This window comes from Streptomyces albicerus (genome assembly GCF_008905045.1).
Taxonomy (GTDB): domain Bacteria; phylum Actinomycetota; class Actinomycetes; order Streptomycetales; family Streptomycetaceae; genus Streptomyces; species Streptomyces albicerus.
In genome coordinates this window covers 1-26,752 of record NZ_VWMY01000105.1, presented here as the reverse complement: position 1 = coordinate 26,752, position 26,752 = coordinate 1, and the positions used below count along the sequence as shown (strand labels likewise).

Here is a 26,752-nt window from a genome sequence, read left to right as displayed (position 1 = left end):
CGGAGGGGCTGAATTTTCGCGGCCCGGGCTGACATTTTCAGCCCGTCCGGCGTTTGAGGACGAGGCCGCCAGGCCGATAGCGGGGGTCTGGGGGCGCAGCCCCCAGGGACGGGACGGGTAGGGGCGGCGGGGGCGAAGAAACCCGCCCCACCCCACCAGGCCCCAGCGATCGGAACTGCTCGTCAGCCCTTCAGCCGCTCCCCCAGCTCCTCGACATCCGCGAGAAACCACGTCTGCCGGCCGCGGTTGCACTCACGGACGAAGTCCCGCAGCGTCGAACTGGCCGCCGTATGGCGGGAGATGTCGCCGAGGACGACGACTCCTACGCGGTAGTTCACGAACTTCTGGAGGATGTCCCCGGCGACACGGGTACGCAGCTGGAAGAACGCTTCGTCGAACCGTCCGGCGGGGATGACGACCCAGCGGGCACCCTGGTAACCGGCATCGCCGATGAGGTCGAGGGCGTCCTGTTCGCTGCCGATGGCATCGCCCTCGTCGGCGCATATCAAAACGGGCACGTCGTTGATCGTCTGCAGGGTGTTCATGGGGGTCGAGGCTAATTCCGGGGGCGCACCCGGGTCGACACAATTCTTGGGCGGGTTCCCTAAGCGGTCTCGGTGAAGTCCGGTGCGGTACGGCAGCGCCCTGAAGAGGCGCGGGGCTGTATCGATATGCGGCTCCGCCGCGTGGGCGCGACCAGCCACGATGCGCCCGCAGACGATGCACCGGACATCCAGCGAAGCGCTCAGGCGCTCCCGCTGTAGCGGCGCAGCGCAGGCATCGTCGCGGCCAGCACCAGCATGGTGAGGACGACCAGCAGGCCGCCGCCCACGACCGCCGTGCGGGCGCCCAGCGCGGAACCGGCCGTGCCGTGCAACACGTCGGCCAGGCGCGGGCCGCCCGCGACGACCACGGTGAAGACTCCTTGCATACGGCCGCGCAGCTCGTCGGTGACGGCCGAGAGCAGGATGGCTCCGCGGAAGACCATCGAGACCATGTCGGCGACTCCGGCCGCGGCGAGGAAGACCACGGCCACCCACAGGTTGGCACTCAGACCGAAGCCGGTGATGGCCACTCCCCAGGCGACCACGGCGGCGATGACCATGAGTCCATGTCGGCGGGCTCGGGAGAAGGTGCCCGACAGGAGTCCGCCGAGTACCGCGCCGATGGGGATCGCCGCGAACAGCAGGCCGAGCGCGAGCCCTTCGCCGTAGGGGGCGTACGTCTCTGCGGCGAGCTGCGGGAACAGGGCCCGGGGCATGCCGAAGACCATGGCGATGATGTCGGCGAGGAAGGACAGCAGCAGTACCTGGTTGAGTGAGATGTAGCGGAAGCCCTCTGCGATCCCCCGTAGCCCCGCCCGGCCGGCTGTCGCCGCGATGGTGGTCAGGGGCGGTAGTGCGGGGAGCCTGTAGACCGCCCAGACCGTGGCGCACAGGGCAAGGGCGTCGATCAGGTAGAGCTCTGCCAGGCCCGCGACGGGGATGAGGGCTCCGGCGAGCAGGGGTCCCGCGACGAGGCCGGTCTGCATGACGGTCGAGCCGAGCGCGTTCGCAGCGGCCAGTTCGTCCTTGGGGACCAGCCGGGCGATGGAGGCCTGGCGGGCCGGGGAGTTGAGGCCGAAGAACGCCTGCTGGACGGCGAGCAGCACCATCAGGACGGCGACCGATTCGAGCCCGGTGACGGCCTGTATCCAGAAGAGCAGCGATGTGACGGCGATGCCGGTGTTCGTGATGAGGAGAAGTCTGCGCCGGTCCATGCTGTCGGCGATCGCGCCGCCCCACAGCGCGAAGACGACGAGGGGCAGCAGGCCCGCGAAGCTCGCGTAACCGACCCAGGCCGAGGATCCCGTGATGTCGTAGATCTGCTTGGGTACGGCGACGGCGGTGAGCTGGCTGCCCACGGCCGTGACGATGGTCGAGGACCAGAGGCGACGGTAGGCGGGGCGGCGCAGCGGCCGGGTGTCCATGGCCCAGCGGCGCCAGCCGCTCCTCTCCGGCCCTGCCGAGCCCGTCCGCCCCGGAGGCTCGGTCCCAGTCTCGGTCTCGCTCCCGGTCTCCGGTTCCGCGCTGTTGTCGGCACTGCCCTTGCTCGTGTCCACGCCCGTCCTGGTTGCTCGGTACATCTTTCGATTCGGGGTTCACTATCGCCGATGCGGGGTGATCTTCGCCGGGCGGATCGATCCGTGGACATGCGGGCGGATCAACTTGCAGGCCGGGGACCGCCGGTGGTGGCCAGGAGTGATGCCGCCTGTTCGCGGGCGTGGTCGAGCGCCCCCGGGAAGATGCGCAGGCCGTGGGCGACGAGGGCGCCCTCGTGGAGCAGCATCAGGGTGCGGCCCAGGGAGTCGGCCGTGGCCGGCGCGACGGGGCGTACGAGGTCGGTGAGCAGCGTGAGCATCCACTCCTTCTGGCCTGTGATGATCGCGTACGCCGGGTGGGACGGATCGTCGATCTCCGCATGGGCGTTGACCATGCTGCAGCCTCTGGGGCTGTTCGTGTCCATCCAGTCGCGTGAGGCCTCGAAGACCGCCAGGACGCGGTCCTGCGGGGTGCGGGCCGTGTCGAGGCGCGGGGCGAGGAAGGCCCGCCAGCGCTCGTCGCGATCGGCGAGGTACTCGACGACGATCTGGTCCTTGGAGCCGAACCGGTCGTAGAGCGTCTTCTTCGTGACGCCGGCCTCGGCGGCGATGAGGTCGACACCGACGGCGTGGATGCCGCGCTCGTAGAACAGTCGCCCGGCTGCCTCCAGGGCTTTTCGGGCGCCGGGGGTCAGCGGTACTCGGCGGGGCGGGTTCGCGGTGCTCATTCCTCCAGAGTAGACCGATCTGTATACTCGGTGCCAGGTATACAGATCGGTCTACCTCATGTCGGTCATCCGGCCTGGGAGGTGTGCGGTGTCGTGAACATTCTGTTGTCGGTCGCGTTCGTGGGGGCCTGGAGCTCCGGTTTCATCGGGGCCAAGCTCGGAGCGGGCAGCGCTTCCGCGGTCACGCTTCTCATGTGGCGCTTCCTGCCGCTGGCCCTCGTTCTGGGCGTCGTCGCCCTGGCCGTGACGCGGGCGTCCTGGCGCGGGCTGACGAGGCGGGACCTGGTCCGGCAGACCGCCGTCGGAGCGCTGTCGCAGAGCGGCTATCTCCTCACGGTCTATTACGCGATCGAGCTGGGCGTCTCCAGCGGTACCACGGCCCTGATCGACGGCACCCAGCCGCTGGTGGCCGGAGCGCTGGCCGGGCCGCTGCTCGGCCTACCGGTGTCACGTACGCAGTGGCTCGGGCTCGGACTCGGCGTGACCGGAGTCGCCGTCGTCACCGCGGCCGACGCCGGGGCCGGGACGGGCGTCGCCTGGTGGGCGTATCTCGTGCCGTTCCTCGGCATGTTGTGCCTGGTGGCGGCGACTTTCCTGGACCGCCGGGCGCGTACGGGAGTCCACCCGATGGTGTCGATGACCGTGCATGCCGTCACAAGTGCCGTCATTTTCACGGTACTTGCCGCCGGGACCGGCGCGGTGGCACCGCCGGCGAGTGGTTCCTTCTGGACCGCCGTGGTGTGGCTCGTGGTGCTGTCCACCTTCGGCGGATACGGGCTGTACTGGCTCATCCTGAGGCGGTCGGGGGTGACCAAGGTCAATACCCTCATGTTCCTGATGGCGCCGGTGACCGCCGTGTGGGGCGCGCTGATGTTCGGCGAACCGTTCGGCGTGCAGACGATGGTGGGGCTGGCGCTCGGTCTGCTGGCCGTCGCCGTCGTCCATCGAGGAGACCACTCCGACCGCCACCACGACGACTGCGACCACGGCGACCACGACCAGGGCCAACGGCCCACGGATGCGGAGACTTTCACACCCCGGCGAGCAGCATGGCACCGAGTGCGATCATCGTCGCGGCGACCAGACCGTCCAGTACGCGCCACGCCGACGGCCGGGCCAGGAAGCGGCTGAGCAGCCGGGCGCCGAAGCCGAGTGCGGCGAACCAGACCAGGCTGGCGAGGACGGCACCGAGGCCGAAGGTCCAGCGCAGCGGGCCGCGGTCGGCCGCGATGGAGCCGAGCAGGAATACGGTGTCCAGATAGACGTGCGGATTGAGCCATGTCAGCGCCAGGCAGGTGAGCACGGCCCGTCGCCGCGAGCCCGCGGTCCCCGCTTCCACGCGCAGCGCCGAGGGCTGGAACATCCGGCGCACGGCGAGGCAGCCGTAGCCGATCAGAAAGACGCCGCCGACGAGCGCGACCACGGTCAGCGCCGACGGCCAGGCCACCACGACCGCACCGACACCTCCGACGCCCAGCGCGATGAGTACCGCGTCGGACAGGGCGCAGATGCCCACCACCGCGAGCACCGCGTCCCGGCGGATGCCCTGGCGCAGGACGAAGGCGTTCTGGGCGCCGATGGCGACGATGAGGGAGAGGCCGGTGCCGAATCCGGCGGCCGCGGCGGTCAGAGTGCTGGTCACGGCACTCACGCTAGGAAGACGGACGCCACGAGTACAGCTAAAGATTCTTACGTATCATTAGCACTCGTGATGACGGAGCTTCCCCTCGACCAGGTGCGTACCCTGCTGGCCGTCGTGGACGAGGGCACGTTCGACGCCGCGGCCGCCGTGCTGCATGTGACGCCGTCGGCGGTGAGCCAGCGGGTCAAGGCGCTCGAACAGCGCACGGGGCGCGTCCTGTTGATGCGTACGAAACCGGTCCGGCCGACCGAGTCCGGCGAGGTCGTCGTGCGTTTCGCGCGCCAACTGGCCCGGCTCGAGGGCGACGCCCGGGCCGAGCTCGGCATGTCCGGCTCCGAGGAGCCGACACGTCTGTCGATCGCGGTGAACTCCGACTCGCTGGCGACCTGGTTCCTGCCGGCGCTCACGCGCGTACCCGAGGAGCTGCGGCTCTCCTACGAACTGCGCCGCGAGGACCAGGACCACACGGCCGCGCTGCTGCGCGAGGGGCTGGTGATGGCGGCCGTGACCTCGTCACCGGATCCGGTGACGGGTTGTTCCGTCCGCAGTCTTGGCCGTATGCGGTACGTGCCGGTGGCCAGCCCAGGTTTCGCCGCGCGATGGTTCGCCGGGTGGCCCGATACGCCCTTGCGGGACGTCATCGCCGATGCGCCTGTCGTGGCCTTCGACCGGCGGGACGATCTCCAGGACGCGTTCGTCCGCAAGCTCAGGCGCAGCCGGCACAGCGCGAGTTCACTGCGGCATTTCGTGCCGACGTCGGAGGGCTTCGTCGATGCCGTCGTCGCGGGAATGGGCTGGGGCATGGCGCCCGAAGTGCAGGCGGCACCCCTGCTGGACGCCGGGCGGCTCGTCAATCTCGCGCCGGACTGGAAGATCGACATTCCGCTGTTCTGGCAGCAGTGGAAACTCGACTTCCCGGCGCTCGCGGCCGTGGCCGAGGCCGTCACGACGGCGGCCGCCGAGGCCCTCGACACGGGCGTCTGAGCCCGGCCGGAGACCCTTCAGGAAGACGATCCCGGTCCCGCTTCCTTCTCCAGGAAGCTGATCACCTGGGCGGCGAGGCCGTCCGCGGTGGAATCGTGCCGGGCTCCGACACCGACGGCCGAGTCGTGCAGGCCGATGCCGCCCGACCAGAGGTACCGGTCGGTCCACTCGTCGTCGACCTTGAGCTGGACCTGGATGTCCACCTGGGTCAGGACGTTCTCCGGGGCCGCGGCGTACAGGACGGCGGTGACCCGGCGCAGGGGATAGACGTCGAAGCCCTCGATGAACTGCGAGTTTCGCCAGTCCAGAAAGGCGCTCTCACCGTCGGTTCCGATACGAATGTCGAGTTGGCCGTCTTCGAGATGAATGCCGAAATGCTCGGTCGTGCGGTTTTCGACGGTTACGCGGAATCGGAAGTAGCTCAGGCCCTCGGCCGCGTCATCACGCCCGCGAGGCGGCTCCGCCTTCTCCAAGCCATGGACGCAAACGCGCAGGCCGGCATGCTCGTCGTCGTACTCCTGCCAGTCCCCGACCACATTCGGCTCGTACACAGTTCACCTCTCGACCTCAGAGGGCTGCTGTCTATCTGTGCGCGCGACGAGGTGTCAAATGAGCAGAATGGGCGTTGGCCAGGGATTTTACCCGGCTTGATCGCTGATCAAGCCCTGCCCAGCCAGAACCCTCCGCACAGGCGTCACGGCCGTCACCCCGGCGTGCTGCACATCACGTCCCCCGACGGCGGCCGCGACCCCGGCCGCGGCGCCGGTCGTCGGCGCGATGCCGGGCGGTGGAGGCGACAGAGGGTGTGCAGTGCATTCGAGCCAGCGCAGCGAGGATCGCAGGCCGAATACCTCCGCTCGCATTTCTCTCACATTTCCACGGTTGATTGTTGAATCGATTGAATGCCACAATCCGTTCGGCCGCGCCGACATACCCCACCGGCGGGGCCACCCGGGTTGACCGGATGAGGATTTCAGCGGCATTTCGGGCGGATTCCCGATCTGCGCGATCCACTAACTTGAGCCGCGTTCAACAATGCATCTTGAGCTGCACTCTTATTGATAAGGCACGGTATGCCAAGACACTCCAGCCCGCACTACGGTTCGCCTCCGGACGGGACGCCGTCCGGTCCCGCGCCCCGGAACACGATCGGTTCCCACCCCGACTTCCGCTCCATACGCGTCGCTCACCGCAGATTCGGAGCGGTGGCGATGTCGATCTCCGTGGGCGGGTTCCTGCTGTTCGTGCTGCTGTCGAGTTTCCTGCCCGACGTGCTCAACCAGCCACTGTTCGGCCATGTGACGCTGGGCCTCGCGCTCGGTGTGGGGCAGTTCGCCGTGATGGCCGTGACCGCTTGGCGGTACACCGTGCACATGGACCGCCGGATCGACCCGATCGCCGACCGCCTCCGCGCGGGGATGCACCGCGACGAAGCGCAGCGGGCCCGCGTCCCCCAGCAGCAGAGGCGGTTCGGCGCATGGTGACGCTCCCCGAGGGCGGCGTGGCGACTCTCTCCGCGGGTGTCGTCGGCGGCTTCAGTCTGAAGCTGACCTTCATCCTGTTCGTGTCGGTCGTCGTGGTCACCATGTTCACCGCTCTGATCACCGCTCCGCAGGGCGACGAGATCTCCGAGTTCTACCTCGGCAACCGGACCATGTCGCCGCTGCGCAACGGTCTTGCGATGTGCGGGGACTATCTGTCCGCCGCCACCCTGCTGGGCAGCACCGGCCTCGTCGCACTCACCGGATACGACGGCCTGCTGTACCTCGTGGGTACGGCCGTCGCCTGGGTGATGGTGCTGCTGCTGATCGCCGAACCCCTGCGCAACTCCGGCAAGTTCACCCTCGGCGACACCCTGGCGCTGCGACTGCCGAACAGCCAGCGCTCCGTCCGACTGGCCCTCGCCTTCTGCACGCTGACCATCGCCGTGCTCTACCTCGTCGCCCAACTCGTCGGCAGCGTCGCCCTGTTGACGCAGTTCGTCGGCCAGCCGGACAGCACCACCCGCACCCTGTGCGTGGTCGCCATCGGCACGCTGGTCGTGCTGTACGTCGCGCTCGGCGGTATGCCCGGCGCGACCTTCATCCAGGTCGTCAAGGCCGTCATGCTGATCGCCGGTGTCTCGGTGACCGCCGTCATGGTGCTGCACCGCTTCAACTGGAATGTGGACGACCTGCTGGGCGGGGCCGCCTCCGGCAGCGGGATCGGGCAGCGGTTCCTGGAGCCCGGGCTGCGCTACGGCGGCAGTACGGCCAGCAAGCTGGACTTCTTCAGCCTGCAGATCGCCATCGTGCTGGGACTGGCCGCACTCCCCCACGTGATGATGCGTCTGCTGGCCCCGAGCGCCAACCGAGTGCTGCGCCGCTCCATCCTGTGGGCCATGGGCCTGGTCGGCTTCGTGTGCCTCGCGGCCGGCGTGCTCGGCCTCGGCGCCACGGCGATCGTCGGCCGGGACGTGATCGCGGGCATCGACGCCAAGGGAGACGCGGCGGTGCTGCTGCTCGCCCAGGACCTCGGCGGCGCCGTACTCACCGCGCTCATCTCCTGCCTGGCGTTCGTGACGCTGCTGGCCGTCGCCGCCGGGCTCACCCTCGCCGCGGCCTCCTCCCTCGCTCACGACCTGTACGGAGAGGTGATCCGCAAGGGCCAGGCGCGGCAGCGCGAGGAGCTGACCGTGGCCCGACTGTCGGCTGTCGTGATCGGCGTCCTCGGCATGCTGCTGGCACTCGTGTCCTGGGGGACGAACACGGCCACCCTGGCGTTCCTCGCCTTCGCCATCGCCGCGTCCGCGATCCTGCCGACCATGGTCTACAGCCTGTTCTGGCGCCGCTTCAACGCGCGCGGGGCCCTCCTCAGCCTGTACGGCGGCCTCCTCACCTCCGTGCTGCTGGTCGTCTGCTCCCCCGTGGTCTCCTCGAAGCCCGCCTCGTTCTTCCCCGACGCGGACTTCGCCTTCTTCCCGCTGCAGAACCCGGGCATCGTCTCCGTACCCGCCGGATTCCTGCTGGGCTGGCTGGGCACCGTCATGTCCCCTCGCCAGGAGGAGGAGCCCGAGACATACGAGAGGTTCGAGGTACGGGCGGTGCTGGGGGTCGACCAGCCGGCCTGACCCGAGACGCGGGCGCATCTCCCACCTCGTGACGAAACGGACGTCCATGTTGACGAAAGGGACGTCCAGGTGCGGAGATGCTCCTGCGACATGACGGCCGACCGTGAGGCAGGGCAAGCGAGCGATGGCATTGCAGATCAGCGCCACCAACCCGGAGCATCCCGCGCTCCTGCTCGACCTGCCCTGGCAGCTGCCCCTGGAGGAATGGCCAGAGCACTACCTGGTACCGCTGCCGCGGGGCATCTCGCGGCACGTGGTGCGGTACGCGCGCGCCGGGGCGGAGGTCGTGGCGGTCAAGGAGCTCGCCGAGCGGCCGGCGTTGCGGGAGTACGAGATGCTGCGCAGTCTCGACCGGCTGAACATCCCGTCGGTGGACCCACTGGCCGTGGTCACCGGCCGCACCGACGGGGACGACGCGCCACTGGAATCCGTGCTGATCACCCGTCATCTGGGCGGCTCGATGCCCTACCGGTCGATGTTCGAGACGACCATGCGGCCCGCCACCATGCACCGGCTCATGGACGCGCTCGCCGTGCTGCTCGTCCGTCTCCACCTGGCCGGGTTCGCGTGGGGCGACTGCTCACTGTCCAACACGCTGTTCCGGCGTGATGCCGGGGCGTACGCCGCGTATCTCGTCGATGCCGAGACCGGGGAGCTGCAACCTCAACTCAGCTCCGGACAGCGCGAGTACGACCTCGACCTCGCGCGCGTGAACATCAGCGGGGAGCTACTGGACCTGGAGGCGTCCGGGGCGCTCCACCCGTCAGTGGACCCGATCGAGTTCGGCATGGAGATCTGCGATCGCTACAACAGCCTGTGGCAGGAGCTGACCCGCACGTCGGTGTACCCGGCGGGCCAGCACCACTACATCGACCGTCGTATCCGCCGCCTGAACGACCTGGGCTTCGACGTCGCCGAGATGCAGATCGGCCACTCCTCCAACGGTGACACCGTCACGTTCGTGCCGAAGGTCGTCGACGCCGGACACCACCAGCGCCAGTTGCTGCGGCTGACCGGCCTCGACGCCGAGGAGAACCAGGCGCGGCGGCTGTTGAACGACCTGGAGAGCTGGATGGCCACCCAGGACGACTACGCGCCGGGCGACCCGCTCGCCGCCCGCCCCGAGGTGCTGGCCCACCGGTGGGTGCGCGACGTCTTCCGGCCCACCGTGCGCGCCGTGCCGCGGGAGCTGCGCGGCACGATGGATGCGGCCGAGCTGTACCACGGACTCCTCGAACACCGCTGGTACCTGTCCGAGCGGGCGCAGCACGACATCGGCCTGGACACGGCCGTCGAGGACTACGTCACGAACATCCTGCCCAAGGTGCGGGACACGCTGACGCCCCCGGCGGACGCCGCCGAGCCGTCGGTCTGAGGCGAGTCGTCAGGCCGGCGGGACGACCGCCACCGGGCAGGGCGCGTGATGCACGACGGCGTGGACCACCGAGCCGATCCGTGAGCCGACGGCGGAGCGGTGGGCGCGCCGGCCGACGACCAGCAGCTGGGCCGGCGCGGCCATCGAGAGCAGCACCTCGCCCGCACTGCCCATCTCGACGTGCTGCGTCACCTGCACGTCGGGGAACCTCTCGCCCCAGGGCCGCAGCGCCTCCGCGAGCGCCTTCTTCTCGTACTGCTCCAGTCCTCCGGCCTCGTCGGCGAGCTTCAGCGAACCGGGGCTGAAGGTGAAAACGGTGGGCAGGCTCCAGGCTCGTACGACGCGTACGGCGGCGCCGCGTGCCGCCGCCGTCTCGAACGCGAACTCCAGAGAGGCCGCGCTGTCGTCCGGGCTGCCCTGCTGCCCGACGACGATCTCGCGGCCTGCCGCCTCGGACTCGGCGCGGTCGTCGGCGCGTACGAGGACGACGGGACGCGCGGACTCGGCGATCACCTGCTGGCCGACGGAACCGAGCAGGAAGCCGACGATCGCGCCGTGGCCGCGCGAGCCGAGCACCAGCGTCTCGGCGTCCGCCGCCGCGGCGACCAGCGCCTCGACGGGGCCGCCCTCGGGGATGTCCAGGACATCGGTTGTCACGGGCAGGTCCGGGTGCCGGTCGGTGACCTCGCCGGCGGTCTGCGCCAGCGCTTCCCGCACGCCCGTCGCCCGGTCCTCACCGTCGGACTTCTCCCAGGCGTGCACCACACGCAGTGGCAGTCCGCGGCGCACCGCTTCCCTGGCCGCCCACTGCACGGCGGCCAGGGATTCGGTGGAACCGTCTACTCCCACGGTGATCGGGCGGGTCATCTGGCGGCCTCCGTCGCGTCGGTTGATGCGCCCACGCTACAGAGCCGCTCGACCTACCCGCGCGGCGACCTCGTCAGCGGGTGAGGCGCGCGAGTTCGGTGCCCGCGAGCAGGAAGGCGCCCACGCCGAAGTCCGAGGTGCTTGCGGCGGTCGCCGTCCGGGTGGACAGGAGCGTGGCGGTGGCCGCGAGTGCGGTCCCGTCGGTGAGAAAGCGACGCGGTTCATGGGACTCCTCAGGGTGCGGTGTCCTTCGGTGCGCACTCGAGGCTCTTGAGGTCGACGGCGTCGGCCATGGCCTGCATCCCCTTGTCGTTGGGGTGCAGATGGTCACCCCCGTCGAAGACGGGGAGGACGCGCTCGCGGTCGTAGGGGCTGCGGAGGATCCGGTCGAAGTCGGTGACGGCGTCGAACTCGCCGCTGTTCCTGATGAATTGGTTGACGTCCTGGCGTACGGACTCCGCGGCGGCGTCCCATTCGTACCAGCCCTTGAAGGGCGCGACGGTGGCGCCGACGACGCACTTCCCGGCCGCGTGGGCGCGGGCGATGATCTCGCGGTAGCCCGCGATGAGGTCCTGGGCCGTCACGCCGGTGTGGGACTTGATGTCGTTGACGCCTTCGAAGAGGAACACGGTGCGGACGCCCGGCTGGGAGAGGACATCGCGGTCCAGCCGCTTGAGGGCGCTCTGCCCGGCGCCGTCCGCCAGCACCTTGTTGCCGGAGATGCCCTCGTTGGCAACTCCCTTGATCGGCGAGTGAGTTGTCCGTAGTCGGCGGGCGAGGTAGTCGGGCCAGCGGCGGTTCAGATCGCCGGTGGACTGCCAACCGTCGGTGATGGAATCGCCCAGCGCGACCACGGCGCCGGTGTCTGTGCTCGGCGTCCGCACGGAGACGGCGTCCAGGTAGAACCAGGAGCCGATCGGGTCGGTCCAGTGGGTGGCGTCCTCCTCGCCGGTGTGGTCGCCGTCGGCCGCGTACGACGTCTGCATGGCCATGGAGTGGCCGGTGGCCGGCCCGCCCGCCTCGCGCGTGTGGAAGCTGACCGCGAGGTCGGTCGCGGCGGGCAGTCTGCCGGGCAGCGGGTCGCTGTACGCGGTGGCGCCCGCGGGAATCGTGACGGACCGTGCGCCGCCGAACGTCAGGCGCCTGTTGGTGCCGCGGACCAGGGCGGCGCCCTCCTGCCGGACGCCGGCGTGGACGCTGTCGAAGGTCAGCGGGCGGTCCCCGAAGGCGTTGGAGAGCCGGATACGCAGGTCGTCTCCCGCGACGCTGGTGCGTACGACCAGGCGATAGCTCCGGTCAGGGACGGCGTCACCCATGCGGTCCGCGCTCGCTCCCCAGGTGATCACTTGGTGCCCGTCGGCGGATGCCGGGGCCGTCGCGGGCGCGGTGTCGTGCGTGGCCGCCACGGCGGGAGTCGTCTGGACCGCCGCGACGATCAGCAACAGGGCCATCAGACGGCCCACTCGGGCGGACCGGGCCGTCATCGGGCGAAGTCCCGCAGGGTGACGGACGCGCCGGGCTTCAGGGTCACCGTCCGGGACCTGTCGCCGTACGCCACCGTCGTCGTCCGGCCGCCGACGCTGCGGATCCGTGCCTCGGTCGGCTTGCCGTCGCGCCAGCGCAGGTCGACGACGAAGCCTCCCCGGGCGCCGACTCCCGTGACGGAGCCGGACTTCGCCCACGCGTCCGGGAGGGCCGGGAGCAGTTCCAGGTGGCCCGGGCGGGAGTACAGGAGCATCTCGATCATCGCCGCGGGTGTGCCGAAGTTGGCGTCGATCTGGAAGATGCCGCGGCCCTGCTCGACTTGGTAGATGTCGAAGAGGTTCGGGGCGGTGCCGTTGCCGCCGCCGGTCGACGGGCGGAGGTTGTTGACGATGAGCTGGTAGGCCTTGTCGGCGTTCTTGAGGCGGGCCCAGCACAGGCTGCGCCAGGCGTTCGCCCAGCCGAAGCTCTCCATGCCGCGTGCGGTGAGCAGGGCCGTCGCGCCTTCGACGATCTCCGGCGGAGTGGAGGCGTCGGGGCGGATGCGGTCTCCCGGGAAGAGTCCGACGAGCGGGGACAGGTGCCGGTGGGTGGTCTCGCCGAGGTTGTTGGGAGACATCCACTCCTCCAGCCAGCCCGTCTTGGGGCTCACCTTCGGCAGATACAGCCGCTTCTGGAGTCCGGCGATCGTGGCCGCGTAAGCGGTGTCCTTCTTCAACTCCGCTGACGCGGCACGGTAGTTGTCGAACAACGCCCACACCAGTTCCTGCGCGTAGGTGATGCCCTTGGCGTCGAGCGGGCCGTGCTCGGGCGACCAGTCGCTGTCGGCGATGAGGACTTCCTCCGAGGAGCCGGGGAGTGTCGTGGTGATCAGCCGCGCCTCCCAGAACTCACAGGCGCCCTTGAGGAGCGGGTAGATCCTCGTCAGATGGGAGCGCGAGCGGGTGAACTCGTAGTGCTCCCACAGCGTGGTGCACAGCCAGGCGTTGCCCGCCGGATGCCACCACCAGCCGTTTCCGCCGTGGATGTTGGTGGAGATGGCGACGGTCCAGCCGGCGATCTTCCCGGTGGAGTTGCGGTAGCGGTTGCGCGGGTCGTTGAAGAGGGACCGGGTGAGGGCCGTCCAGGACGGGAGTTGGGCGAGACAGTAGTCGGTGAGCGCGTCGAAGCACCGGGACAGGCCGGCGCGGTCGGCCATCCAGTAGTTCATCTGGATGTTGATGTCCGTGTGGTAATCGCCCATCCAGTCCGGGTCGTTGCCGTCCAGCCACAGTCCCTGGAGGTTCAGCGGGAGACTGCCACGGGATCCGGAGATCATCAGATAGCGGCCGAACTGCAGGTAGGCCGCCTCCAGTTCGGGATCGGGCTCACCGTCCCGGGCACGTGCCCTGATCCGCTCCCAGGTGTCCAGGGAGCGCTGCCCGGCGGACGACGTACCGAGCGAGATCTCCAACTGCTCGAACAGGGCGCGGTGGTCGGCGGCATGGGTGCGCAGGAGAGTGTCCGCCGAGTGGGTCGCGGCATCGCGGACCTTGGTACGGGCCAGCCGCTCGGGGTCGAGGGACGGGTCACGGTAGTGGGTGACGGCGTCGGGCGCGTAGTTGGTGCCGCCGCTCACCACCACGGTGAGGTCCTTGCAGCCGGCGAAGTCGATACGCGGCCCGTTCACGGTGACGCTGCCGCCGGAACCGTACGCCGTCATCGCCGCGCCGTAGCGCAGGCCGTTCGGGAAGGCGGCGCCGAAGGACTGAGTGCGCCGGGTGGTCTCGCCGTGGGTACCGTCGAGGGCGATGCTGCCGGTGTAGCGGCCGCCGCCGCTCTGAGTGAAGTGCAGGACGATCGCGTCGTCGGGGCGGCTGGCGAAGATCTGCCGCCGGTACGTCACTCCTGAGCGGACGTACGACGTGGTCACCAGGCCCTGCGCGAGGTCGAGGGTGCGGCGGTAGCCGGAGACAGCGGACAGATCGTGGTCGGGGATGTCGACGGTGAGGCGGCCGAGCAGGGTGAAGGAGCCGAAGTCCTCGCGTCCGTAGGGGAATTGGCCGTCGGCGTCGAGCGTGTCGTTGAGGCCGCCGGTCCACATCGTGGCATCGGTGATCAGGAGGAGTTCACGGCCCGGGTCGTTGCTCGCGAGGGCGCCGAGGCGGCCGTTGCCGACGGGCAGGCCCTGTTCGATCATCGAGTGCTCGTCGGCGGGGGCCTGCCACCACAGCTGGTCCCGCGAACTCCCTTGCGAGAGCGGTGCGTTGGCGGGCCTTTGTGGTGCCGCGGTCGCGGTGAAGGCGGGCAGGCCGCCGAGGGCCGTGGCGACGCCGGCCGCCGCGGCAAGGGAGAGGAGTCTTCGTCTGCTGGGCTCGGTCGGGCTGCTGTCCATGGTGCGCTCCAGGAGGGGGGAGAACGGCGGTCAGGACGACTTCGGTACGTCGATGCGGTCGATGTCCGGGGCGTAGCCGGAGCCGCTGTCGAACGTGATCGTGTTGGCGCCCGCCTTGAGACTGACGGGCACGCTGACGGTCTCGGCGGTCCCCCAGTCCCCGGTGGAGGGGAGCTTGTGGCGGGTGGCGCCGTTGCCGTTCGCGGAGACGTCGACCGAGCGGGCGTCACCGCTGACGTAGGCGACCTTCACCTGATACGTACCGGCCCTGTCGACGACCACGTCGTTGAAGCGGAGTGTGCCGCCGAGGTAGAGGTTGCCGACCTTGCGCCCTTCGGAGCAGGCAGAGCAGTCGGCGACGGAGGCGTTTCCGCTGAGGGTGTTGGCGGACGACTCGGCCTCGTAGCCGGTCGTGGCGAGCGCACCGCCGCGCGGGGTGACGGTGAACAGGCGGGAACCGTGCGCGGGCAGCGCCTGCGTCACCTTGTTCCTGTACGTGCCGAGGTTCTCGTGGTTCCACAGGTCCCGTACCGCGGCCTTGCCGGTGAAGCCGAGGGTCGCCCAGTCGGCGGTGACTGCGGCGGGCGCGTCGGCGAGGTTGAACAGGGCCACGGTGTAGCTGCCGTCGGTGTTCCTGGCCGCCCACACCTGCTGCGGGTCGGACGGGGTGACCGGGCGGGCGGGTGGCGTGCCGCCCTGGTTGAGGGCGATGACCTCACGGTTGGTCAGCAGGGACAGGCCGTAGGAGTCCAGGCGGGTCAGGTCGTCGCCGGTGTAGAGCGGGGACTTGGCGATGGCCCACAGGGTCGCGTAGCTCTGCCGTTCCGCCTTGGTGAGGCCGTCCATCTGGCCGTTGCCGACGTCCAGGGAGTCCAGGTCGTTCCAGCCGCCGGGCCCTGCGTGGCGGGTCCAGCCGGGGGCGTCGTCCCAGCGGTCGTCGACCGAGTTCTCCCAGCTGACAAGGGTGTTGCAGTAACACTCGACGTCGGTGTCGATGCGCCAGCCGTTGGAGTGCTTCTTCCAGTCCGCAACCCGGCCGATGTCGAGGGACCAGGAGATCTCCAGGTGGATGGGGCGGCCGGTGGCGGCGATGGCTCGCTGCCAGGCGGCGACGTCGGCAACGTTGTCGTACTGGTCGCCACTCTTGCCGGAACCCGGCCCGACCCCGTCGAGTTTCAGGAAGTCGTAGCCCCAGTCGGCGAAGAGCCGGGCCTGCGAGTCGACGTACTTCTGCGCGCAGGGATTGGAGTAGTCGAGTTTGTAGGCGCTGTCCCAGCCATTGGTGGTGCGCAGGTCGCCGTGGACGATGTCGGCGGTCGTGCAGTCGTCGGCGTTCCAGATGGGGATCTTCCCGTCGCCGTACGCCTCCTTCTCCAGGCCGACGGGCAGATAGATGCCCGCCTTGAGGCCCTTGCCGTGGATGTGGTCGGCGACCGCCTTCATGCCACGCGGGAAACGTCCCAGGTCCGCCTTCTGGCGGGCGTACTGGTCGAACTGCGGTGTCCAGTCCTGGTCGCGCCACCAGCCGGCGTCGAGGTTGACGTACTCGTATCCGTACGGCTTGAGCTTGGCCGCCAGGGCATCGGCCTGCTTGAGGACGTTCTTCTCGGTGAGGTAGCTGTAGTCGCCGTCGGGGTTGAGCCCCGGGTACTTCGAGGACTGCATGCTCCAACTCGACCAGCCCATGTACGGCTTGGCCGCGACGCCGGCGACGCCCGCGACTGCCTCGCTGTCGGCGGTGGCGGTGGCCGTGGGGGTGGCGGCCTGTGCTGCCGGGAGGGTCGCCGCCATGGCCGCGGTGAGGGCCAGGACGAGGACGGCTCTTGTGGTGCGGCGGCCGGGGGCCGTGGGCGCGTACGAGGATGACCGCATGGTCGGACCTCCAGTGGTGAGTTCGGCGGTGTGCGGGTGCGGGTGCGGGTGGTTGTCGTGAACTTCCTTGGAAAGGCAGGCCTCTGACGTGTCGTCAAAAAGCAGCCGGGCAGCGGCTCATTCCTTGCCGCCTCGGGTCGGACCGCTGATGAAGGACTGGATCGCGGTGGCCGCGGCGCCGCGCGCCCACTCGTCGAAGGGCAACGGGCGCGTCAGCAGGTCGCACTGCGCGGCGGTGCCGAAGGCCGACGAGGCGAAGGCGTCGCGGATCTGCTCGGCGAACAGGTCGTACGCCGCGAGGCCCTCGCCGGAGATGATCACGCGTTCGGGTCCCAGGAGGTTGGCGACGGTCGCGATGGCCCGGCCGATCGCGTCCCCGGCCCGGGCGTAGACCTCGCGGGCGCCGGGGTCGCCCTGGCGCGCCAGGTCCAAGGCCTGCGCGGCGTCGGCCACCGGAAGGCCCGTTGCCGTGCGGACCGCGGTGACGATGGCGGGGTCCGCAGCGATGGCTTCGGCGCAGCCGCGGTTTCCGCAGTGGCACGGCGGCCCCGTCGGGTCGATGACCACGTGCCCGATCTCGCCGGCCACGCCGTGGGCGCCCGAGACGACCTTCCCGTGCACGACGAGACCGCAGCCGATGCCCGCGCCCACCGTCACCACCGCGAAGTCGGAGAGGCCGACGCCCGCGCCGAACCACTGCTCGGCGACGGTCAGGGCCCGGACGTCGTTGTCGACGGTGACCGGCAGCCCGGTCGTCATCTCCACCAGTTCGCCGAGGGGAAGGTCGCGCCACTCCAGGAAGGGCGAGAAGCGCACTGCTCCGGCCGCGCGGTCCACGTCACCGGAGACGGCGACGCCGAGTCCCTGGACGGGCACGCCGAAACCGTCCGCCTCGGTGAGGAGTTCCTGTGCGAGGGCGGCGATCGAGGCCAGCACGGCTTTGGGTTCGCGGGACTCCAGAGGTACGTGCCGGGCGACGCGGATCCGGCAGCACAGGTCCGTCAGTACGGCGATGATCTCGTCGGCGGTCACTTTGACGCCGATGAACAGCGCCCGTCCGCCGTCCACTCGCACGGGGTTGGCGGGCCGCCCCAGGGACGGGCGCGCCTCGTCGTCGGCGTCCTCCATGAGGTATCCGGCCTCGATCAGCGGCCGGACGGCCTTGGTGACCGCGGCCGCCGACAGCCCGGCCCGCGCGGCCATGTCCGACCGGGTGAGCGGACCGTGGGACAGCACGGTCGTGAAAATCTGGGCAGCGGCCGGCGTGTGGGCCGGGAACGCCTCCGCACGAGGAGTCGAACGCATGCCCCGGAACCTAGGGCTGTTCTTTTCCGCCGTCAATGAAAGAAGCAAGAATCTTCTCAAATACCGGTGTTGGTCCTGCTCGACCTACAAATACATGACTCCACTGGGGCGTTGGCACGTGAACCAAGGATGCGCGCGGCCGCCCCTGCCGCATGCCGGGTAGATGACGGTGGTAACTCCACGAGGTCGGCCGGGCACGTGCTGATACCAGGGGGTGGTCTGTGCACGCGTACGCCGCCCGGGGCCTGAGTCGGGTGGGCGCCCGGGGGTACTCGGGATCTCCGTACGGCCTGCGCCGTGAGTCGAGGAAGGAGCGGGCATGGCGGACAAGAGCGCGCTGCGGGCCTACCGCGGCAAGCGTGACTTCGACAGGACCGCGGAGCCGCGGGGCCGGGACGGATCCCATGGTGACGAGCCGCGCTTCGTCGTGCAGATCCATGACGCGAGCACGATGCACTTCGACTTCCGGCTCCAGGTCGACAACGTACTGAAGTCCTGGTCGATCCCGAAGGGACCGTCGGCCGATCCGCACGACAAGCGGCTCGCCATGCCCACCGAGGACCATCCGCTCGAGTACGAGGAGTTCGAGGGCGTGATCCCGGAGGGCGAGTACGGCGGCGGCACCGTCATCGTCTGGGACCACGGCACCTACCGGCCCCTGAGCCATGACCGGCGTGGGCGGCCCGTGCCCTTCGGCGAGTCGTTGGAGCGCGGTCATGCCACGTTCTGGCTGGACGGCTCCAAGCTGCACGGCGGATACGCCCTGACCCGTTTCCGTGAGGGCAAGGACGAGGCGTGGCTCCTGGTGAAGACCGACGACGAGCGGGCCAGGTCAGGCGACCGGGGGACGCCCGATCCACGCCGCGCCCGCTCGGTGCGCAGCGGCCGCACCCTGCGACAGGTCGCCGGACAGGGGTGAGCGGCGATGACCGATCTCCTGGGCTCACTGCCCGCACACCATAGACGGCTGCTCCGTGATGCGCCTCAGGGCGTGGAACTGGCCTCCCGGCCGATGCTCGCCACCCTGAGCGACCAACGCGACTTCCCGGGCGAGTGGCTATTCGAGCGGAAACTGGACGGCGTCCGCGCCCTGGCGGTCCGGGAGAGCGGGCGGACCGTGCTGCTCTCCCGGACCGGCAACCGCCTCAACGACACCTACCCGGAGATCGTCGACGCGCTCGCCGCGCAGTCGTGCACGGACTTCACCGTCGACGGCGAGATCGTCGCGTTCTCGCACGGCCGCACTGACTTCGCCCGCCTCCAGCAGCGCATGGGGCTCACCCGGCCCCGGGACGTCGAGGCGAGCGGGGTCGCCGTGACGTACTACCTGTTCGATCTGCTCCGGCTGGAGGGCGCGGACACGACACGGCTTCCGTTGCGTGCGCGCAAATCACTGCTGCGGCGTGCCCTGACCTACCGCGCGCCGCTGCGCATGTCGACTCATCGCAACGAGGGCGGCGCCGAGCTGCTGGCCGATGCCTGTGCCCGAGGCTGGGAGGGCCTGATCGCGAAGCGGGCCAAGAGCCTTTACCAGCCCCGCCGTTCGACCGACTGGCTCAAGCTGAAGTGCTCACGGGGGCAGGAGTTCGTCGTCGGCGGATTCACCGAACCGGGCGGCAGCCGCACCGGGTTCGGCGCGCTGCTGCTCGGCTACTACGAAGGGGACAGGCTGCGGTACGCGGGCAAGGTGGGCACGGGCTTCGACCGCCGTACGCTCCTCGCCCTGCGCGAGCACCTCGACGAACTCCGGGTCTCCGCCTCGCCGTTCAGCGACCGGGTACGTGAGGCGGGCCCGCGCTGGGTGGAGCCGACACTGGTCGCGCAGATCGCGTTCACCGAGTGGACCCGGGACGGCATGCTGCGGCATCCGCGATACCTCGGACTGCGCGACGACAAGGCGGCACGCGACATCGCCCGCGAGCAGCCCACCGCCTGATCGCTTACGTCGAGCGGGCCCACTTCCTGATTGCTCACGTCGAGCGGCCCACTTCCCGACGTTCACGCAGCGGCCCGCTGCCGCAATGCTCACGTAGCGGCCTTCTGACCGATCGCTGACTGATCGCTCTGATCGCTCACCTGCGGACGCGGATCGTCCTCAGCTCCGGGTCGGACGCGTCCGGCAGATTCATGCCGCCCTGCAGCCCCGTCCGCAGGTAGTGCAGAACGGGCTCGGTGAGCCGTTCGCCGGGCAGGACGGCCGGGATACCGGGCGGGTACGGCGTGATCATCTCGGCCGAGACGCGGCCGGCGGCCCGGTCCGGGGGAACGGCCTCCGCGGGACCGAAGTAGGCGTCGCGGGGCCGGCCTGTTCCATCCTCATGTCTTGCGCATACGGCGGCGAGTACCCGCCGCGCCGCCGTGCAGTCAGGCACGCTCGGCGCGGATGATCACCAGCTCCTCGTTGTCCTGGCGGGCCGCGACCCGGCCGGACGCCCGGAGCCACGGAAGACGTGAACGGAGTACGGGTCCGAAGGGGATGTACGTCCGGTCGCTGATCGTGGGCCGCAGGCCGGAGCGGGCCAGGCGGTCCAGTGTCTTCTCGGTGTCGCTCAGTCCCGACTGGGCCATGAGCAGTACGCCGCCGGGACGCAGGACGCGCGGCACGTCGGCGCAGATGCGGTCGAGGACCGCACGCCCGTCGCGGCCGGCGTTCCAGGCCCGCTCGGCACCCCGGCCGCCCGGCGGCTGCGCGGGCGGGGTGGGGACGTACGGCGGATTGCTGAGAACCATGTCGAAGCACTGGCCCCGGACCGGGGTGAGGAGGTCGCCGCGGCGGACCGTGAGGCGCTGCCGGGAGCGCAGGGCGTTCAGCCGGGTGGTGAGGACGGCACGCCAGGCGATGTCGACCGCCGTGACACGGGCTCCCCCGCGGGCGGCGCAGATCGCGAGGGTTCCGTTGCCGGTTCCGAGGTCCAGCACGTCCATGCCCTCGGTCAGTGCCTCGCGGTGGAGGGCCCGGGCCAGGAGGAAGGTGTCGGCCTGTGGCGCGTAGACGCCCGGTGGTGTCATCAGGGTTGCGGGAGGGCACACTGGTTCGACGAGATAGGCCATGAGGGGGTGCTCCGTCCGGGCACCGGCTCCGGTGCGGGGGTGAGTGTCCGCGGCCGTCAATCGCCAGGCCGGGCATGTCTCTTCAGGGCACCGAGTGCCCCTGGAACCCTCCCGCACACCTCTCTGTCACGGACGTCCCGCATCTTCGGAACGCAGGACGCCCCCGAATCGACGCGCGGGCTGAGTCCGGAGCGACCGTTCAGGGGCGTACCAGCGGGCGAGTCGCCTTACCGGCCGGACTTCTTGATGCGCTCGGAGGCCTTCGCCGCGAGTTCCTGCGCCTTGCCCGTCATCTGCTCGCCCCGGCCCTCGGTCTCCATGGACCTGTCGTCCACGGCCTTGCCGGTGGTTTCCTTCATCTTGCCCTTCATCTGCTTGGCCTTGCCCTTTGCCTTACCCATGGTTTTCCGTCCTTCGATGAGGGTTGGACTGGCGTATCCACCCTGCGCCCGGCACCCGCCCTTCGCAATCCGTGAGTGATCCATCGCTATGTGCAACGACCGGAGGGCATGGTCGCCCTCGCGCTGGCATACGTCCGGTCGAGTGGCGACGATGGACTGGGACCAGGTAGTCGCGTCAGATCTTGTAGTCGCGTCGAGGACGACGCGCCAATCCAAGCCAGTGCTCCGACCCCGGAGGGGACGAATGACCTCAGACGCCGGTTCGGGAGCCGACGAGCCGGGCGGCGGCCCTCGGGAGCAGCCCGCGCCCGACGAGAACACGCCCCGGATCGTCGAATTGCAGGAGGAGATCGGCCAGTTGAAAGAGGCCGTCACCTCCCATGCCGTCGTGGACCAGGCGATCGGCATGATGGTGGCACTCGGTCGGGTGACGCCCGACGACGGGTGGTCCGTGCTGCGGGAAGTGTCCCAGCACACGAACATCAAACTGCGGAATGTCGCGGAATTGATCATTATCTGGGGGCAGAAAGGAGATCTCCCACCGGATATCCGAGCCACGTTGGAAGAAACGCTCGACAGATACGGCCCCACATTGCTTCCGGAAGATTCTCCGCCGCCGTGATGAGGGTGTTTTGTTCGGCCCGCGCTGGTTAGTTCGGAGAGTGGCGGCCACTGGCAAACCGCTCCCGGGAGGGTTCGGCAGTGAGCTCGCCGCTCCGCCGCCCGATCCGGGACGACCCGTGACGGGCGGCTGAGTCTGTCAGGGCCTGGGAGCCCGCCACGGGCCGGGGCGCACGGATCGGCGGTGGGGTCACACGGGTTCGGGTTGACGTGCAGGGTCGGGTTGCCGCGCGCCTTCGGGTTCGAGTTCAGGTTCGGATTCGGGTTCGGATTCGGCGAGGGCCTCATCGCGCACCTTGGCGCAGCAACCGCTGAGCAGCCGTGACACATGCATCTGCGAGATGCCGAGCTGCTGTGCGATGCGGCTCTGGGTCATGCCTCCGAAGAAGCGCAGGTAGAGGATGGTGCGTTCGCGTTCGGGGAGCGCGGCCAGGCAGGGCTTCACGGCCTCCCGGTCGACGACCAGGTCGAACCCGGTGTCGGGCTCCCCCAGGGCGTCCCCGAGCGCGTAACCGTCGTCGCTGCCCGGCAGCTCGGCGTCCAGGGAGAGGGCGGTGAAACTGTCGAGAGCCTCGAATCCGGCGCGTACGTCGTCCTCGCTCATCCGCGTGTACGCGGCGATCTCGGAGACGGTGGGCCGGTGGCCCGGCGTGGTCTGGGACAGGTCCTTCACCGCGGTGCGGACCCGGTTGCGCAGGTCCTGGACCCGCCGTGGCACGTGGAGGACCCACATGTGGTCGCGGAAGTGGCGTTTGATCTCACCGGTGATGGTCGGGATGGCATAGCTCTCGAAGGCGTTGCCGCGCCCGGGGTCGTAGCGGTCGACGGCCTTGACGAGGCCGAGCGCCGCGACCTGGCTCAGGTCCTCGACGGACTCGCCGCGCCCCCGGTAGCCCATGGCTATGCGGTTCGCCATGGGGAGCCAGGCCTGGACCAGCTCATCACGCAGGGCTTGGCGTTCGGGCCCCTCGGGCAGCGCGGCGAGTTTTTCGAAGTCCGCGGCCGTGTCGGGGGCGTCGTCGTGCGGGTGCTGCTTCGTTCTGACGGTGATTTGCATGGTGCGTCGCATCTCCCTCAGAGGGCACCGACGGAACAGTCACCATGGGAGGTGCGCACACGGATCGCTCGACACACCCGCGATCTGGCATACCAGCTCCCACGGACGTGCCTCCTGTCCGAAGCACTTGTCCATCAATTTCCCGCACTCGGACATCTCCAAACGATTTCGTGAATCCCGACGCAATGTCGTGACGCCCGGCAATCGAATGGTCGTGCAGCGTGACGGACCCAAGGGAGTGCGTGAATTCCGCCGCCCAGAATTGTTCTGCTGAATTCCCCCTACGGGTATGGATCCGTGCAGGTATGAAGCGGCGATTCGGGGAACTCACCCTCCAGGGAGGTGGAGGTCATGGTCCCCATCCTGTTGGTCCTGCTACTGATCCTGATTCTCTTCGGAGCGGGATTCGCCGTGGACGTGCTGTGGTGGATCGCTATCGCCGTGCTCGTCATCTGGCTGCTCGGCTTCCTGATGCGAGGCAGCACGCCCATGGGAGGCAGGTCGCGTTGGTACAGGTGGTGAAGGAGAACCCCTGGGAGTCGGCTCCCGGACACGCGCTGTCCGGGAGCCGTCACGCGAACCTCCCCCGGACAGAGGGGACTTGACATGCGAACGCACGCTCCGCGGGTGCTCGCGCTCGTGCTGCGCCTCAGGCGCCGGCTGTACGTCACGCTGACACGGGCATCAGGGCCTCGTGTAGGGACCTGACCGCGCGCGTAGGGACCTCTGTTTCGGTCGGCGGCGCCGGGTACTCGCCGTGGATGGACATCAACACGACACGACTGGCCCTCTCCGGCACGGTGATGGGCGGAGTGGTGCCGTTCCTGGTGGGCGTCGTCATCGTCGGCGCCCTGATCTGGGCCGTGTGGTGGGGCCGCCGGATCCGCGCCCGGGAGCCCGCGCCGCCCCGCCCCGAGGAGCAGCCCCGGCTGCCCGACTCGGGCCCCGTACGCGAGGTACGCGAACGGCGCGAACCCGCCGAGGTGCCCCGCGGCCGGCATCGGCTGACCCCGCACCGGCTGCACGGCCACGGAAACAGCCCGTCCCGCCGCGCGGCGAACCAGGAGCCCCCGACGTGGGACGAGAACAGCAGCGGAGGCTTCGGCAGCGGGGGTCCCGGGCGGACCTGACCTGCGACACCCATCCGCGCCCCGACGGCAAGGAGCACGCACATGAGCCACCGCGACCGCGACGAACTGCCTCTGCCCGACTTCGACCATCTGCCCCTGGGCGGACTGAAGACCCGTATCCGGGCCCTCGCCGCCGACGAGGTGGAGAAAGTACTGGAGTACGAGCGTGCGCATGCCGACCGCACACCCGTGGTGCAGGTGATCAGGACCCGGCTGGACGAACTCGCCTCGGGCGCGGAACCCACGGGCGGCGACCCCGCGGCCGTACGTCCGGAGCAGCGCCCCGGGCACGCCGGCCGGACGACGGTGTCGCCGGACACCGCGGCGGAGGCGTCCCACCCGCCGCCTCACGGCACTCCCGACCAGCGCGGCAGGCCCAAGGGCAACCAGACCACCTGACAGGCCCGCCCTGGAGACGTCTGTTTGACTCGGTCCATGCTGAGGATCGGGTCCGTGGTGATGGGTGTGTCGGATGTGCGGCGAGCGGCCGCGTTCTGGACGGAGGCTCTCGCTTACGTCCCGCGCGACGAGGTGGCCGACGACTGGGTGGTGCTGGTGCCCGCGCGAGGGACCGGCCCCCAACTGGCGCTCGGCCTGAGTGAGACGCCGGTGCAGGAGCATCCGCGGGTCCATCTGGATCTGTATGCCGGGGACGCGGCGGATCAGGCGGCCGAGGTCGAGCGGCTGGTGTCCCTCGGCGCCCGCCGGGTCGACTGGGACCTGTATCCGGAGGACCCGGACTTCGTCGTGCTCGCGGACCCGGACGGGAACCGTTTCTGCGTCATCGACACCGGCCGCGGGTGATCCCGGCGGCGCCCGCGTGGGTCGATTGGCCAGGGCTTACCAGTGACGCCGGTGGCCAGGGGTTACCAGTGACGCCGGCGACGGCGACGAGTGGCCGCCGGTCCACGAGAAGCTGCTGGACTCGGAGATCCTGATCGTCGCGTCCCCGACCTGGGCGCACACCCACTGGCCGCGCCATGACCGCCGGCCTGCAGGGGGTCGCCCGGGCGCTCGCCGCCCGGCTCCTCGGAGCGGCTCCGGGATGATGCCGCGCAGGTGAGGGGTTCGCGGTCACGGGTACCCGGTGCGCATGGAGGGCGTAGAGAAGGGACCGGTCACGGAGCCGGAACTCCCGCCGGGTCGCGGCGAACTCTCCGCCGCGCTCACCGGTTACCTGCGCGGCACGGGACCGCTGCCCGACGACGCCGCGATCGCCGACGCCGCGCCTTTCGGCGACGATCTGCAGCTCGCTCTCTACCTCTGCTACGAGTTGCACTACCGGGGCTTCGCAGGCGTCGACGCGGCCCTCGAATGGGACCCGGAGCTCCTCAGGGTCCGGGCGGCGCTGGAGCAGCCGTTCCTGGCGGCTCTGCGTGCCGAGGCGACCCGGCACGAGCACGCGGACGACGCGCTCGACGAGTTGCTGGTGGAACCCGCGGACGGCCGGGGCGTCACCCGTTTCCTGCGGGACGAGGGCGAGTTGTGGCAGCTGCGGGAGTACGTAGCGCAGCGCTCGGTCTACCACCTCAAGGAGGCCGATCCGCACGCCTGGGTCCTGCCGCGTCTGTGGGGGCGCGCCAAGGCGGGGATGGCGGCGGTGGAGTTCGACGAGTTCGGGGCGGGGCGCGCCGAGCGCGTGCATGCCCGGCTGTTCGCCGACCTCATGGCCGACCTGGACCTCGATCCGACGTACGGGCGGTATCTCCACGAGAGCGGCGCCGAGGCCCTGGCCGTCGTCAACCTGATGTCCCTCTTCGGTCTGCATCGCGCGCTGCGCGGCGCGTTGGTGGGGCACTTCGCCGCGGTGGAGACCACGTCGTCCCCCGGTTCGAGGCGTCTCGCCGACGCGATGCGGCGTACGGGCGCGGGGCCGGCCGCTGAGCACTTCTACCGCGAGCATGTCGAGGCCGACGCGGTGCACGAGCAGGTCGTGCGCCGGGAGGTCGTTGCGGGCCTGCTGGAGGAGGAGCCGTGGCTGGACCGCGACATCGCGTTCGGCGTCGATGCCACCAGTTGTCTCGAAGACCGCCTGGCCGACCGGCTGTTGGGGGCCTGGCGGGACGGCGAGTCGTCATTGCGCGCGTCCGTCTGACCGGCGTCGCGCACATCCGTCCGGACAGGTCTTCGAAGGAGAGGCGGTGAACTGCCATGCCGGACAACCCTGTTGAACGCTCGCGTCGGATCATCGCCCGACGCGAGGGTCCGCTGCTCGTCGAGGGGCCGGTCGAAGTTGTTCTGGAGGACGGTACGACGGTGTCGTCCGAGCGGTTCTGCGTGGCCCTGTGCACGTGCCGGCGCAGCCGCATCTTCCCGTGGTGCGACACCAGTCATCGCCGCCACGCCCGGGCCGCGTGCCCCGACGCCGACCGCTGAGGCGCGAGCGGCTAGGGCCTGTCTGACAACTCCCGTCTGCCTCGCGGCGCCATGCACGCACTCTCGCCGCACCGGGCACAGACCCGAGTACGTCCAGTACGAGGGTCTGCGCCCGGCACTCCCCCAGCCTCCGGCCGGGGGGGACCCCCAGAGCACGCACCTGACGCCGCGCGGCCGCCCTCCGGGCGACGACGGGAATTGTCAGACAGGCCCTAGTGTCCTGCGCCAGAGATCCGTCGGTAGAAGCGGGCGAGGGAGTCGAGGATCTCTTCGGCTGTCTTGGTCCAGATGAACGGCT

Annotated in this window: 27 protein-coding genes and 1 pseudogene; 14 read left to right on the top strand and 14 right to left on the bottom strand. The window is 69.8% G+C overall.

The window, feature by feature from the left end:
• Nucleotides 1-182: 182 nt before the first annotated feature.
• The 3 genes from GAS53_RS49900 to GAS53_RS49890 form a co-directional block, all read right to left on the bottom strand.
• Nucleotides 183-545, bottom strand: a complete 363-nt coding sequence (locus GAS53_RS49900) for a DUF4180 domain-containing protein (RefSeq protein ID WP_151484453.1) — start codon at nt 543-545, stop codon at nt 183-185.
• Between the two features lie 200 nt (nt 546-745).
• Nucleotides 746-2,101: an MFS transporter gene (locus tag GAS53_RS49895; RefSeq protein ID WP_404829433.1), complete on the bottom strand. Its 1,356-nt coding sequence runs from the start codon at nt 2,099-2,101 to the stop codon at nt 746-748.
• Between the two features lie 101 nt (nt 2,102-2,202).
• On the bottom strand, nt 2,203-2,808 hold the full coding sequence (locus GAS53_RS49890) for a TetR/AcrR family transcriptional regulator (RefSeq protein ID WP_151484450.1): 606 nt from the start codon (nt 2,806-2,808) through the stop codon (nt 2,203-2,205).
• A 93-nt stretch (nt 2,809-2,901) separates the two neighbouring features.
• Between GAS53_RS49890 and GAS53_RS49885 the strand changes: the two genes are divergently transcribed.
• Nucleotides 2,902-3,939: a DMT family transporter gene (locus tag GAS53_RS49885; protein ID WP_151484448.1), complete on the top strand. Its 1,038-nt coding sequence runs from the start codon at nt 2,902-2,904 to the stop codon at nt 3,937-3,939.
• Here the strand turns inward: GAS53_RS49885 and GAS53_RS49880 are convergent.
• Nucleotides 3,839-4,450: a LysE/ArgO family amino acid transporter gene (locus GAS53_RS49880; RefSeq protein ID WP_151484446.1), complete on the bottom strand. Its 612-nt coding sequence runs from the start codon at nt 4,448-4,450 to the stop codon at nt 3,839-3,841. The two genes, GAS53_RS49885 and GAS53_RS49880, sit on opposite strands and share 101 nt — an antisense overlap.
• Before the next feature lie 66 nt (nt 4,451-4,516).
• On the opposite strand from GAS53_RS49880, the gene GAS53_RS49875 reads away from it, so the two are divergent.
• Nucleotides 4,517-5,434 carry a LysR family transcriptional regulator ArgP gene (locus GAS53_RS49875; RefSeq protein WP_151484445.1) on the top strand — a complete coding sequence of 306 codons (918 nt, stop codon included), beginning with the start codon at nt 4,517-4,519 and terminating at the stop codon, nt 5,432-5,434.
• A gap of 17 nt (nt 5,435-5,451) precedes the next feature.
• Here GAS53_RS49875 and GAS53_RS49870 read toward each other — a convergent pair whose 3' ends face one another.
• Entirely contained in the window at nt 5,452-5,985 is a 534-nt protein-coding gene (locus tag GAS53_RS49870) for a hypothetical protein (RefSeq protein WP_151484444.1), read from the bottom strand.
• Between the two features lie 522 nt (nt 5,986-6,507).
• Between GAS53_RS49870 and GAS53_RS49865 the strand changes: the two genes are divergently transcribed.
• The 3 genes from GAS53_RS49865 (at nt 6,508) to GAS53_RS49855 (ending at nt 9,918) form a co-directional block, all read left to right on the top strand.
• A complete protein-coding gene (locus tag GAS53_RS49865) occupies nt 6,508-6,918 on the top strand; it encodes a DUF485 domain-containing protein (RefSeq protein WP_151484442.1) in 411 nt (136 codons plus the stop codon).
• Nucleotides 6,912-8,543, top strand: a complete 1,632-nt coding sequence (locus tag GAS53_RS49860) for a solute symporter family protein (protein ID WP_225859608.1) — start codon at nt 6,912-6,914, stop codon at nt 8,541-8,543. The genes GAS53_RS49865 and GAS53_RS49860 overlap by 7 nt, the downstream gene beginning before the upstream one ends.
• A 124-nt stretch (nt 8,544-8,667) precedes the next feature.
• Nucleotides 8,668-9,918, top strand: coding sequence for a DUF4032 domain-containing protein (locus tag GAS53_RS49855; protein WP_151484441.1), 1,251 nt, complete (start codon nt 8,668-8,670; stop codon nt 9,916-9,918).
• A gap of 9 nt (nt 9,919-9,927) precedes the next feature.
• Here GAS53_RS49855 and GAS53_RS49850 read toward each other — a convergent pair whose 3' ends face one another.
• The 5 genes from GAS53_RS49850 to GAS53_RS49830 form a co-directional block, all read right to left on the bottom strand.
• Complete coding sequence (locus GAS53_RS49850; protein WP_151484440.1) at nt 9,928-10,785, bottom strand: universal stress protein; 858 nt, start codon at nt 10,783-10,785, stop codon at nt 9,928-9,930.
• A 233-nt stretch (nt 10,786-11,018) separates the two neighbouring features.
• Nucleotides 11,019-12,269 (bottom strand): SGNH/GDSL hydrolase family protein, encoded by a 1,251-nt coding sequence (locus GAS53_RS49845; RefSeq protein ID WP_151484439.1) that lies wholly within the window; start codon nt 12,267-12,269, stop codon nt 11,019-11,021.
• Nucleotides 12,266-14,641 carry a glycosyl hydrolase family 95 catalytic domain-containing protein gene (locus GAS53_RS49840; protein ID WP_151484438.1) on the bottom strand — a complete coding sequence of 792 codons (2,376 nt, stop codon included), beginning with the start codon at nt 14,639-14,641 and terminating at the stop codon, nt 12,266-12,268. The genes GAS53_RS49845 and GAS53_RS49840 overlap by 4 nt, the downstream gene beginning before the upstream one ends.
• A gap of 30 nt (nt 14,642-14,671) precedes the next feature.
• Nucleotides 14,672-16,513: an alpha-galactosidase D gene (locus GAS53_RS49835; protein ID WP_151484437.1), complete on the bottom strand. Its 1,842-nt coding sequence runs from the start codon at nt 16,511-16,513 to the stop codon at nt 14,672-14,674.
• Nucleotides 16,514-16,630: 117 nt separating this feature from the next.
• Entirely contained in the window at nt 16,631-17,818 is a 1,188-nt protein-coding gene (locus tag GAS53_RS49830; protein ID WP_151484435.1) for an ROK family protein, read from the bottom strand.
• A gap of 319 nt (nt 17,819-18,137) precedes the next feature.
• Between GAS53_RS49830 and GAS53_RS49825 the strand changes: the two genes are divergently transcribed.
• Both GAS53_RS49825 and ligD read left to right on the top strand, forming a co-directional pair.
• Nucleotides 18,138-18,737, top strand: coding sequence for a DNA polymerase ligase N-terminal domain-containing protein (locus GAS53_RS49825; protein WP_151484434.1), 600 nt, complete (start codon nt 18,138-18,140; stop codon nt 18,735-18,737).
• Nucleotides 18,738-18,743: 6 nt separating this feature from the next.
• Nucleotides 18,744-19,754 (top strand): non-homologous end-joining DNA ligase, encoded by a 1,011-nt coding sequence (gene ligD, locus GAS53_RS49820; protein WP_151484432.1) that lies wholly within the window; start codon nt 18,744-18,746, stop codon nt 19,752-19,754.
• A gap of 136 nt (nt 19,755-19,890) precedes the next feature.
• Here ligD and GAS53_RS58195 read toward each other — a convergent pair.
• The 3 genes and pseudogenes from GAS53_RS58195 to GAS53_RS49805 form a co-directional block, all read right to left on the bottom strand.
• Nucleotides 19,891-20,118, bottom strand: a pseudogene (locus tag GAS53_RS58195) (Orn/Lys/Arg family decarboxylase); the annotation flags it as partial.
• Nucleotides 20,119-20,182: 64 nt separating this feature from the next.
• A complete protein-coding gene (locus tag GAS53_RS49810; RefSeq protein WP_151484430.1) occupies nt 20,183-20,869 on the bottom strand; it encodes a HemK2/MTQ2 family protein methyltransferase in 687 nt (228 codons plus the stop codon).
• Nucleotides 20,870-21,096: 227 nt separating this feature from the next.
• A complete protein-coding gene (locus GAS53_RS49805; RefSeq protein ID WP_151484428.1) occupies nt 21,097-21,270 on the bottom strand; it encodes a CsbD family protein in 174 nt (57 codons plus the stop codon).
• Nucleotides 21,271-21,514: 244 nt separating this feature from the next.
• Here GAS53_RS49805 and GAS53_RS49800 point away from each other — a divergent pair, with 244 nt between their 5' ends.
• A complete protein-coding gene (locus tag GAS53_RS49800) occupies nt 21,515-21,892 on the top strand; it encodes an ANTAR domain-containing protein (RefSeq protein WP_151484427.1) in 378 nt (125 codons plus the stop codon).
• Nucleotides 21,893-22,081: 189 nt separating this feature from the next.
• Here GAS53_RS49800 and GAS53_RS49795 read toward each other — a convergent pair whose 3' ends face one another.
• On the bottom strand, nt 22,082-22,948 hold the full coding sequence (locus GAS53_RS49795; protein ID WP_151484425.1) for an RNA polymerase sigma factor SigF: 867 nt from the start codon (nt 22,946-22,948) through the stop codon (nt 22,082-22,084).
• Between the two features lie 351 nt (nt 22,949-23,299).
• Here GAS53_RS49795 and GAS53_RS49790 point away from each other — a divergent pair, with 351 nt between their 5' ends.
• The 6 genes from GAS53_RS49790 to GAS53_RS49760 all read left to right on the top strand — a co-directional run bounded on the left by GAS53_RS49790 (nt 23,300) and on the right by GAS53_RS49760 (nt 26,454).
• Nucleotides 23,300-23,470, top strand: coding sequence for a hydrophobic protein (locus tag GAS53_RS49790; protein WP_151484424.1), 171 nt, complete (start codon nt 23,300-23,302; stop codon nt 23,468-23,470).
• Between the two features lie 239 nt (nt 23,471-23,709).
• Nucleotides 23,710-24,078 (top strand): DUF6479 family protein, encoded by a 369-nt coding sequence (locus GAS53_RS49785; protein WP_151484423.1) that lies wholly within the window; start codon nt 23,710-23,712, stop codon nt 24,076-24,078.
• A gap of 42 nt (nt 24,079-24,120) precedes the next feature.
• The gene (locus GAS53_RS49780) at nt 24,121-24,477 is read left to right on the top strand and encodes a hypothetical protein (RefSeq protein WP_151484422.1); all 357 of its coding nucleotides are present in this window, start codon (nt 24,121-24,123) and stop codon (nt 24,475-24,477) included.
• A 36-nt stretch (nt 24,478-24,513) separates the two neighbouring features.
• Nucleotides 24,514-24,882 carry a VOC family protein gene (locus GAS53_RS49775; RefSeq protein ID WP_151484421.1) on the top strand — a complete coding sequence of 123 codons (369 nt, stop codon included), beginning with the start codon at nt 24,514-24,516 and terminating at the stop codon, nt 24,880-24,882.
• Between the two features lie 289 nt (nt 24,883-25,171).
• A complete protein-coding gene (locus GAS53_RS49765; protein WP_151484420.1) occupies nt 25,172-26,173 on the top strand; it encodes an iron-containing redox enzyme family protein in 1,002 nt (333 codons plus the stop codon).
• 56 nt (nt 26,174-26,229) lie between these two features.
• On the top strand, nt 26,230-26,454 hold the full coding sequence (locus GAS53_RS49760) for a CDGSH iron-sulfur domain-containing protein (RefSeq protein ID WP_151484419.1): 225 nt from the start codon (nt 26,230-26,232) through the stop codon (nt 26,452-26,454).
• The last annotated feature ends 298 nt before the right edge of the window (nt 26,455-26,752 follow it).

Excerpts from the sequence above, each read along its gene's own strand:
- GAS53_RS49900 (WP_151484453.1), bottom strand. The coding sequence starts at position 545 with ATGAACACCCTGCAGACGATCAACGACGTGCCCGTTTTGATATGCGCC.
- GAS53_RS49890 (WP_151484450.1), bottom strand. The coding sequence starts at position 2,808 with ATGAGCACCGCGAACCCGCCCCGCCGAGTACCGCTGACCCCCGGCGCC.
- GAS53_RS49865 (WP_151484442.1), top strand. The coding sequence starts at position 6,508 with ATGCCAAGACACTCCAGCCCGCACTACGGTTCGCCTCCGGACGGGACG.
- GAS53_RS49860 (WP_225859608.1), top strand. The coding sequence starts at position 6,912 with ATGGTGACGCTCCCCGAGGGCGGCGTGGCGACTCTCTCCGCGGGTGTC.
- GAS53_RS49855 (WP_151484441.1), top strand. The coding sequence starts at position 8,668 with ATGGCATTGCAGATCAGCGCCACCAACCCGGAGCATCCCGCGCTCCTG.
- GAS53_RS49850 (WP_151484440.1), bottom strand. The coding sequence starts at position 10,785 with ATGACCCGCCCGATCACCGTGGGAGTAGACGGTTCCACCGAATCCCTG.
- GAS53_RS49845 (WP_151484439.1), bottom strand. The coding sequence starts at position 12,269 with ATGACGGCCCGGTCCGCCCGAGTGGGCCGTCTGATGGCCCTGTTGCTG.
- GAS53_RS49840 (WP_151484438.1), bottom strand. The coding sequence starts at position 14,641 with ATGGACAGCAGCCCGACCGAGCCCAGCAGACGAAGACTCCTCTCCCTT.
- GAS53_RS49835 (WP_151484437.1), bottom strand. The coding sequence starts at position 16,513 with ATGCGGTCATCCTCGTACGCGCCCACGGCCCCCGGCCGCCGCACCACA.
- GAS53_RS49830 (WP_151484435.1), bottom strand. The coding sequence starts at position 17,818 with ATGCGTTCGACTCCTCGTGCGGAGGCGTTCCCGGCCCACACGCCGGCC.
- GAS53_RS49825 (WP_151484434.1), top strand. The coding sequence starts at position 18,138 with ATGGCGGACAAGAGCGCGCTGCGGGCCTACCGCGGCAAGCGTGACTTC.
- ligD (WP_151484432.1), top strand. The coding sequence starts at position 18,744 with ATGACCGATCTCCTGGGCTCACTGCCCGCACACCATAGACGGCTGCTC.
- GAS53_RS49810 (WP_151484430.1), bottom strand. The coding sequence starts at position 20,869 with ATGGCCTATCTCGTCGAACCAGTGTGCCCTCCCGCAACCCTGATGACA.
- GAS53_RS49805 (WP_151484428.1), bottom strand. The coding sequence starts at position 21,270 with ATGGGTAAGGCAAAGGGCAAGGCCAAGCAGATGAAGGGCAAGATGAAG.
- GAS53_RS49800 (WP_151484427.1), top strand. The coding sequence starts at position 21,515 with ATGACCTCAGACGCCGGTTCGGGAGCCGACGAGCCGGGCGGCGGCCCT.
- GAS53_RS49795 (WP_151484425.1), bottom strand. The coding sequence starts at position 22,948 with ATGCAAATCACCGTCAGAACGAAGCAGCACCCGCACGACGACGCCCCC.
- GAS53_RS49790 (WP_151484424.1), top strand. The coding sequence starts at position 23,300 with ATGGTCCCCATCCTGTTGGTCCTGCTACTGATCCTGATTCTCTTCGGA.
- GAS53_RS49785 (WP_151484423.1), top strand. The coding sequence starts at position 23,710 with ATGGACATCAACACGACACGACTGGCCCTCTCCGGCACGGTGATGGGC.
- GAS53_RS49780 (WP_151484422.1), top strand. The coding sequence starts at position 24,121 with ATGAGCCACCGCGACCGCGACGAACTGCCTCTGCCCGACTTCGACCAT.
- GAS53_RS49775 (WP_151484421.1), top strand. The coding sequence starts at position 24,514 with ATGCTGAGGATCGGGTCCGTGGTGATGGGTGTGTCGGATGTGCGGCGA.
- GAS53_RS49765 (WP_151484420.1), top strand. The coding sequence starts at position 25,172 with ATGGAGGGCGTAGAGAAGGGACCGGTCACGGAGCCGGAACTCCCGCCG.
- GAS53_RS49760 (WP_151484419.1), top strand. The coding sequence starts at position 26,230 with ATGCCGGACAACCCTGTTGAACGCTCGCGTCGGATCATCGCCCGACGC.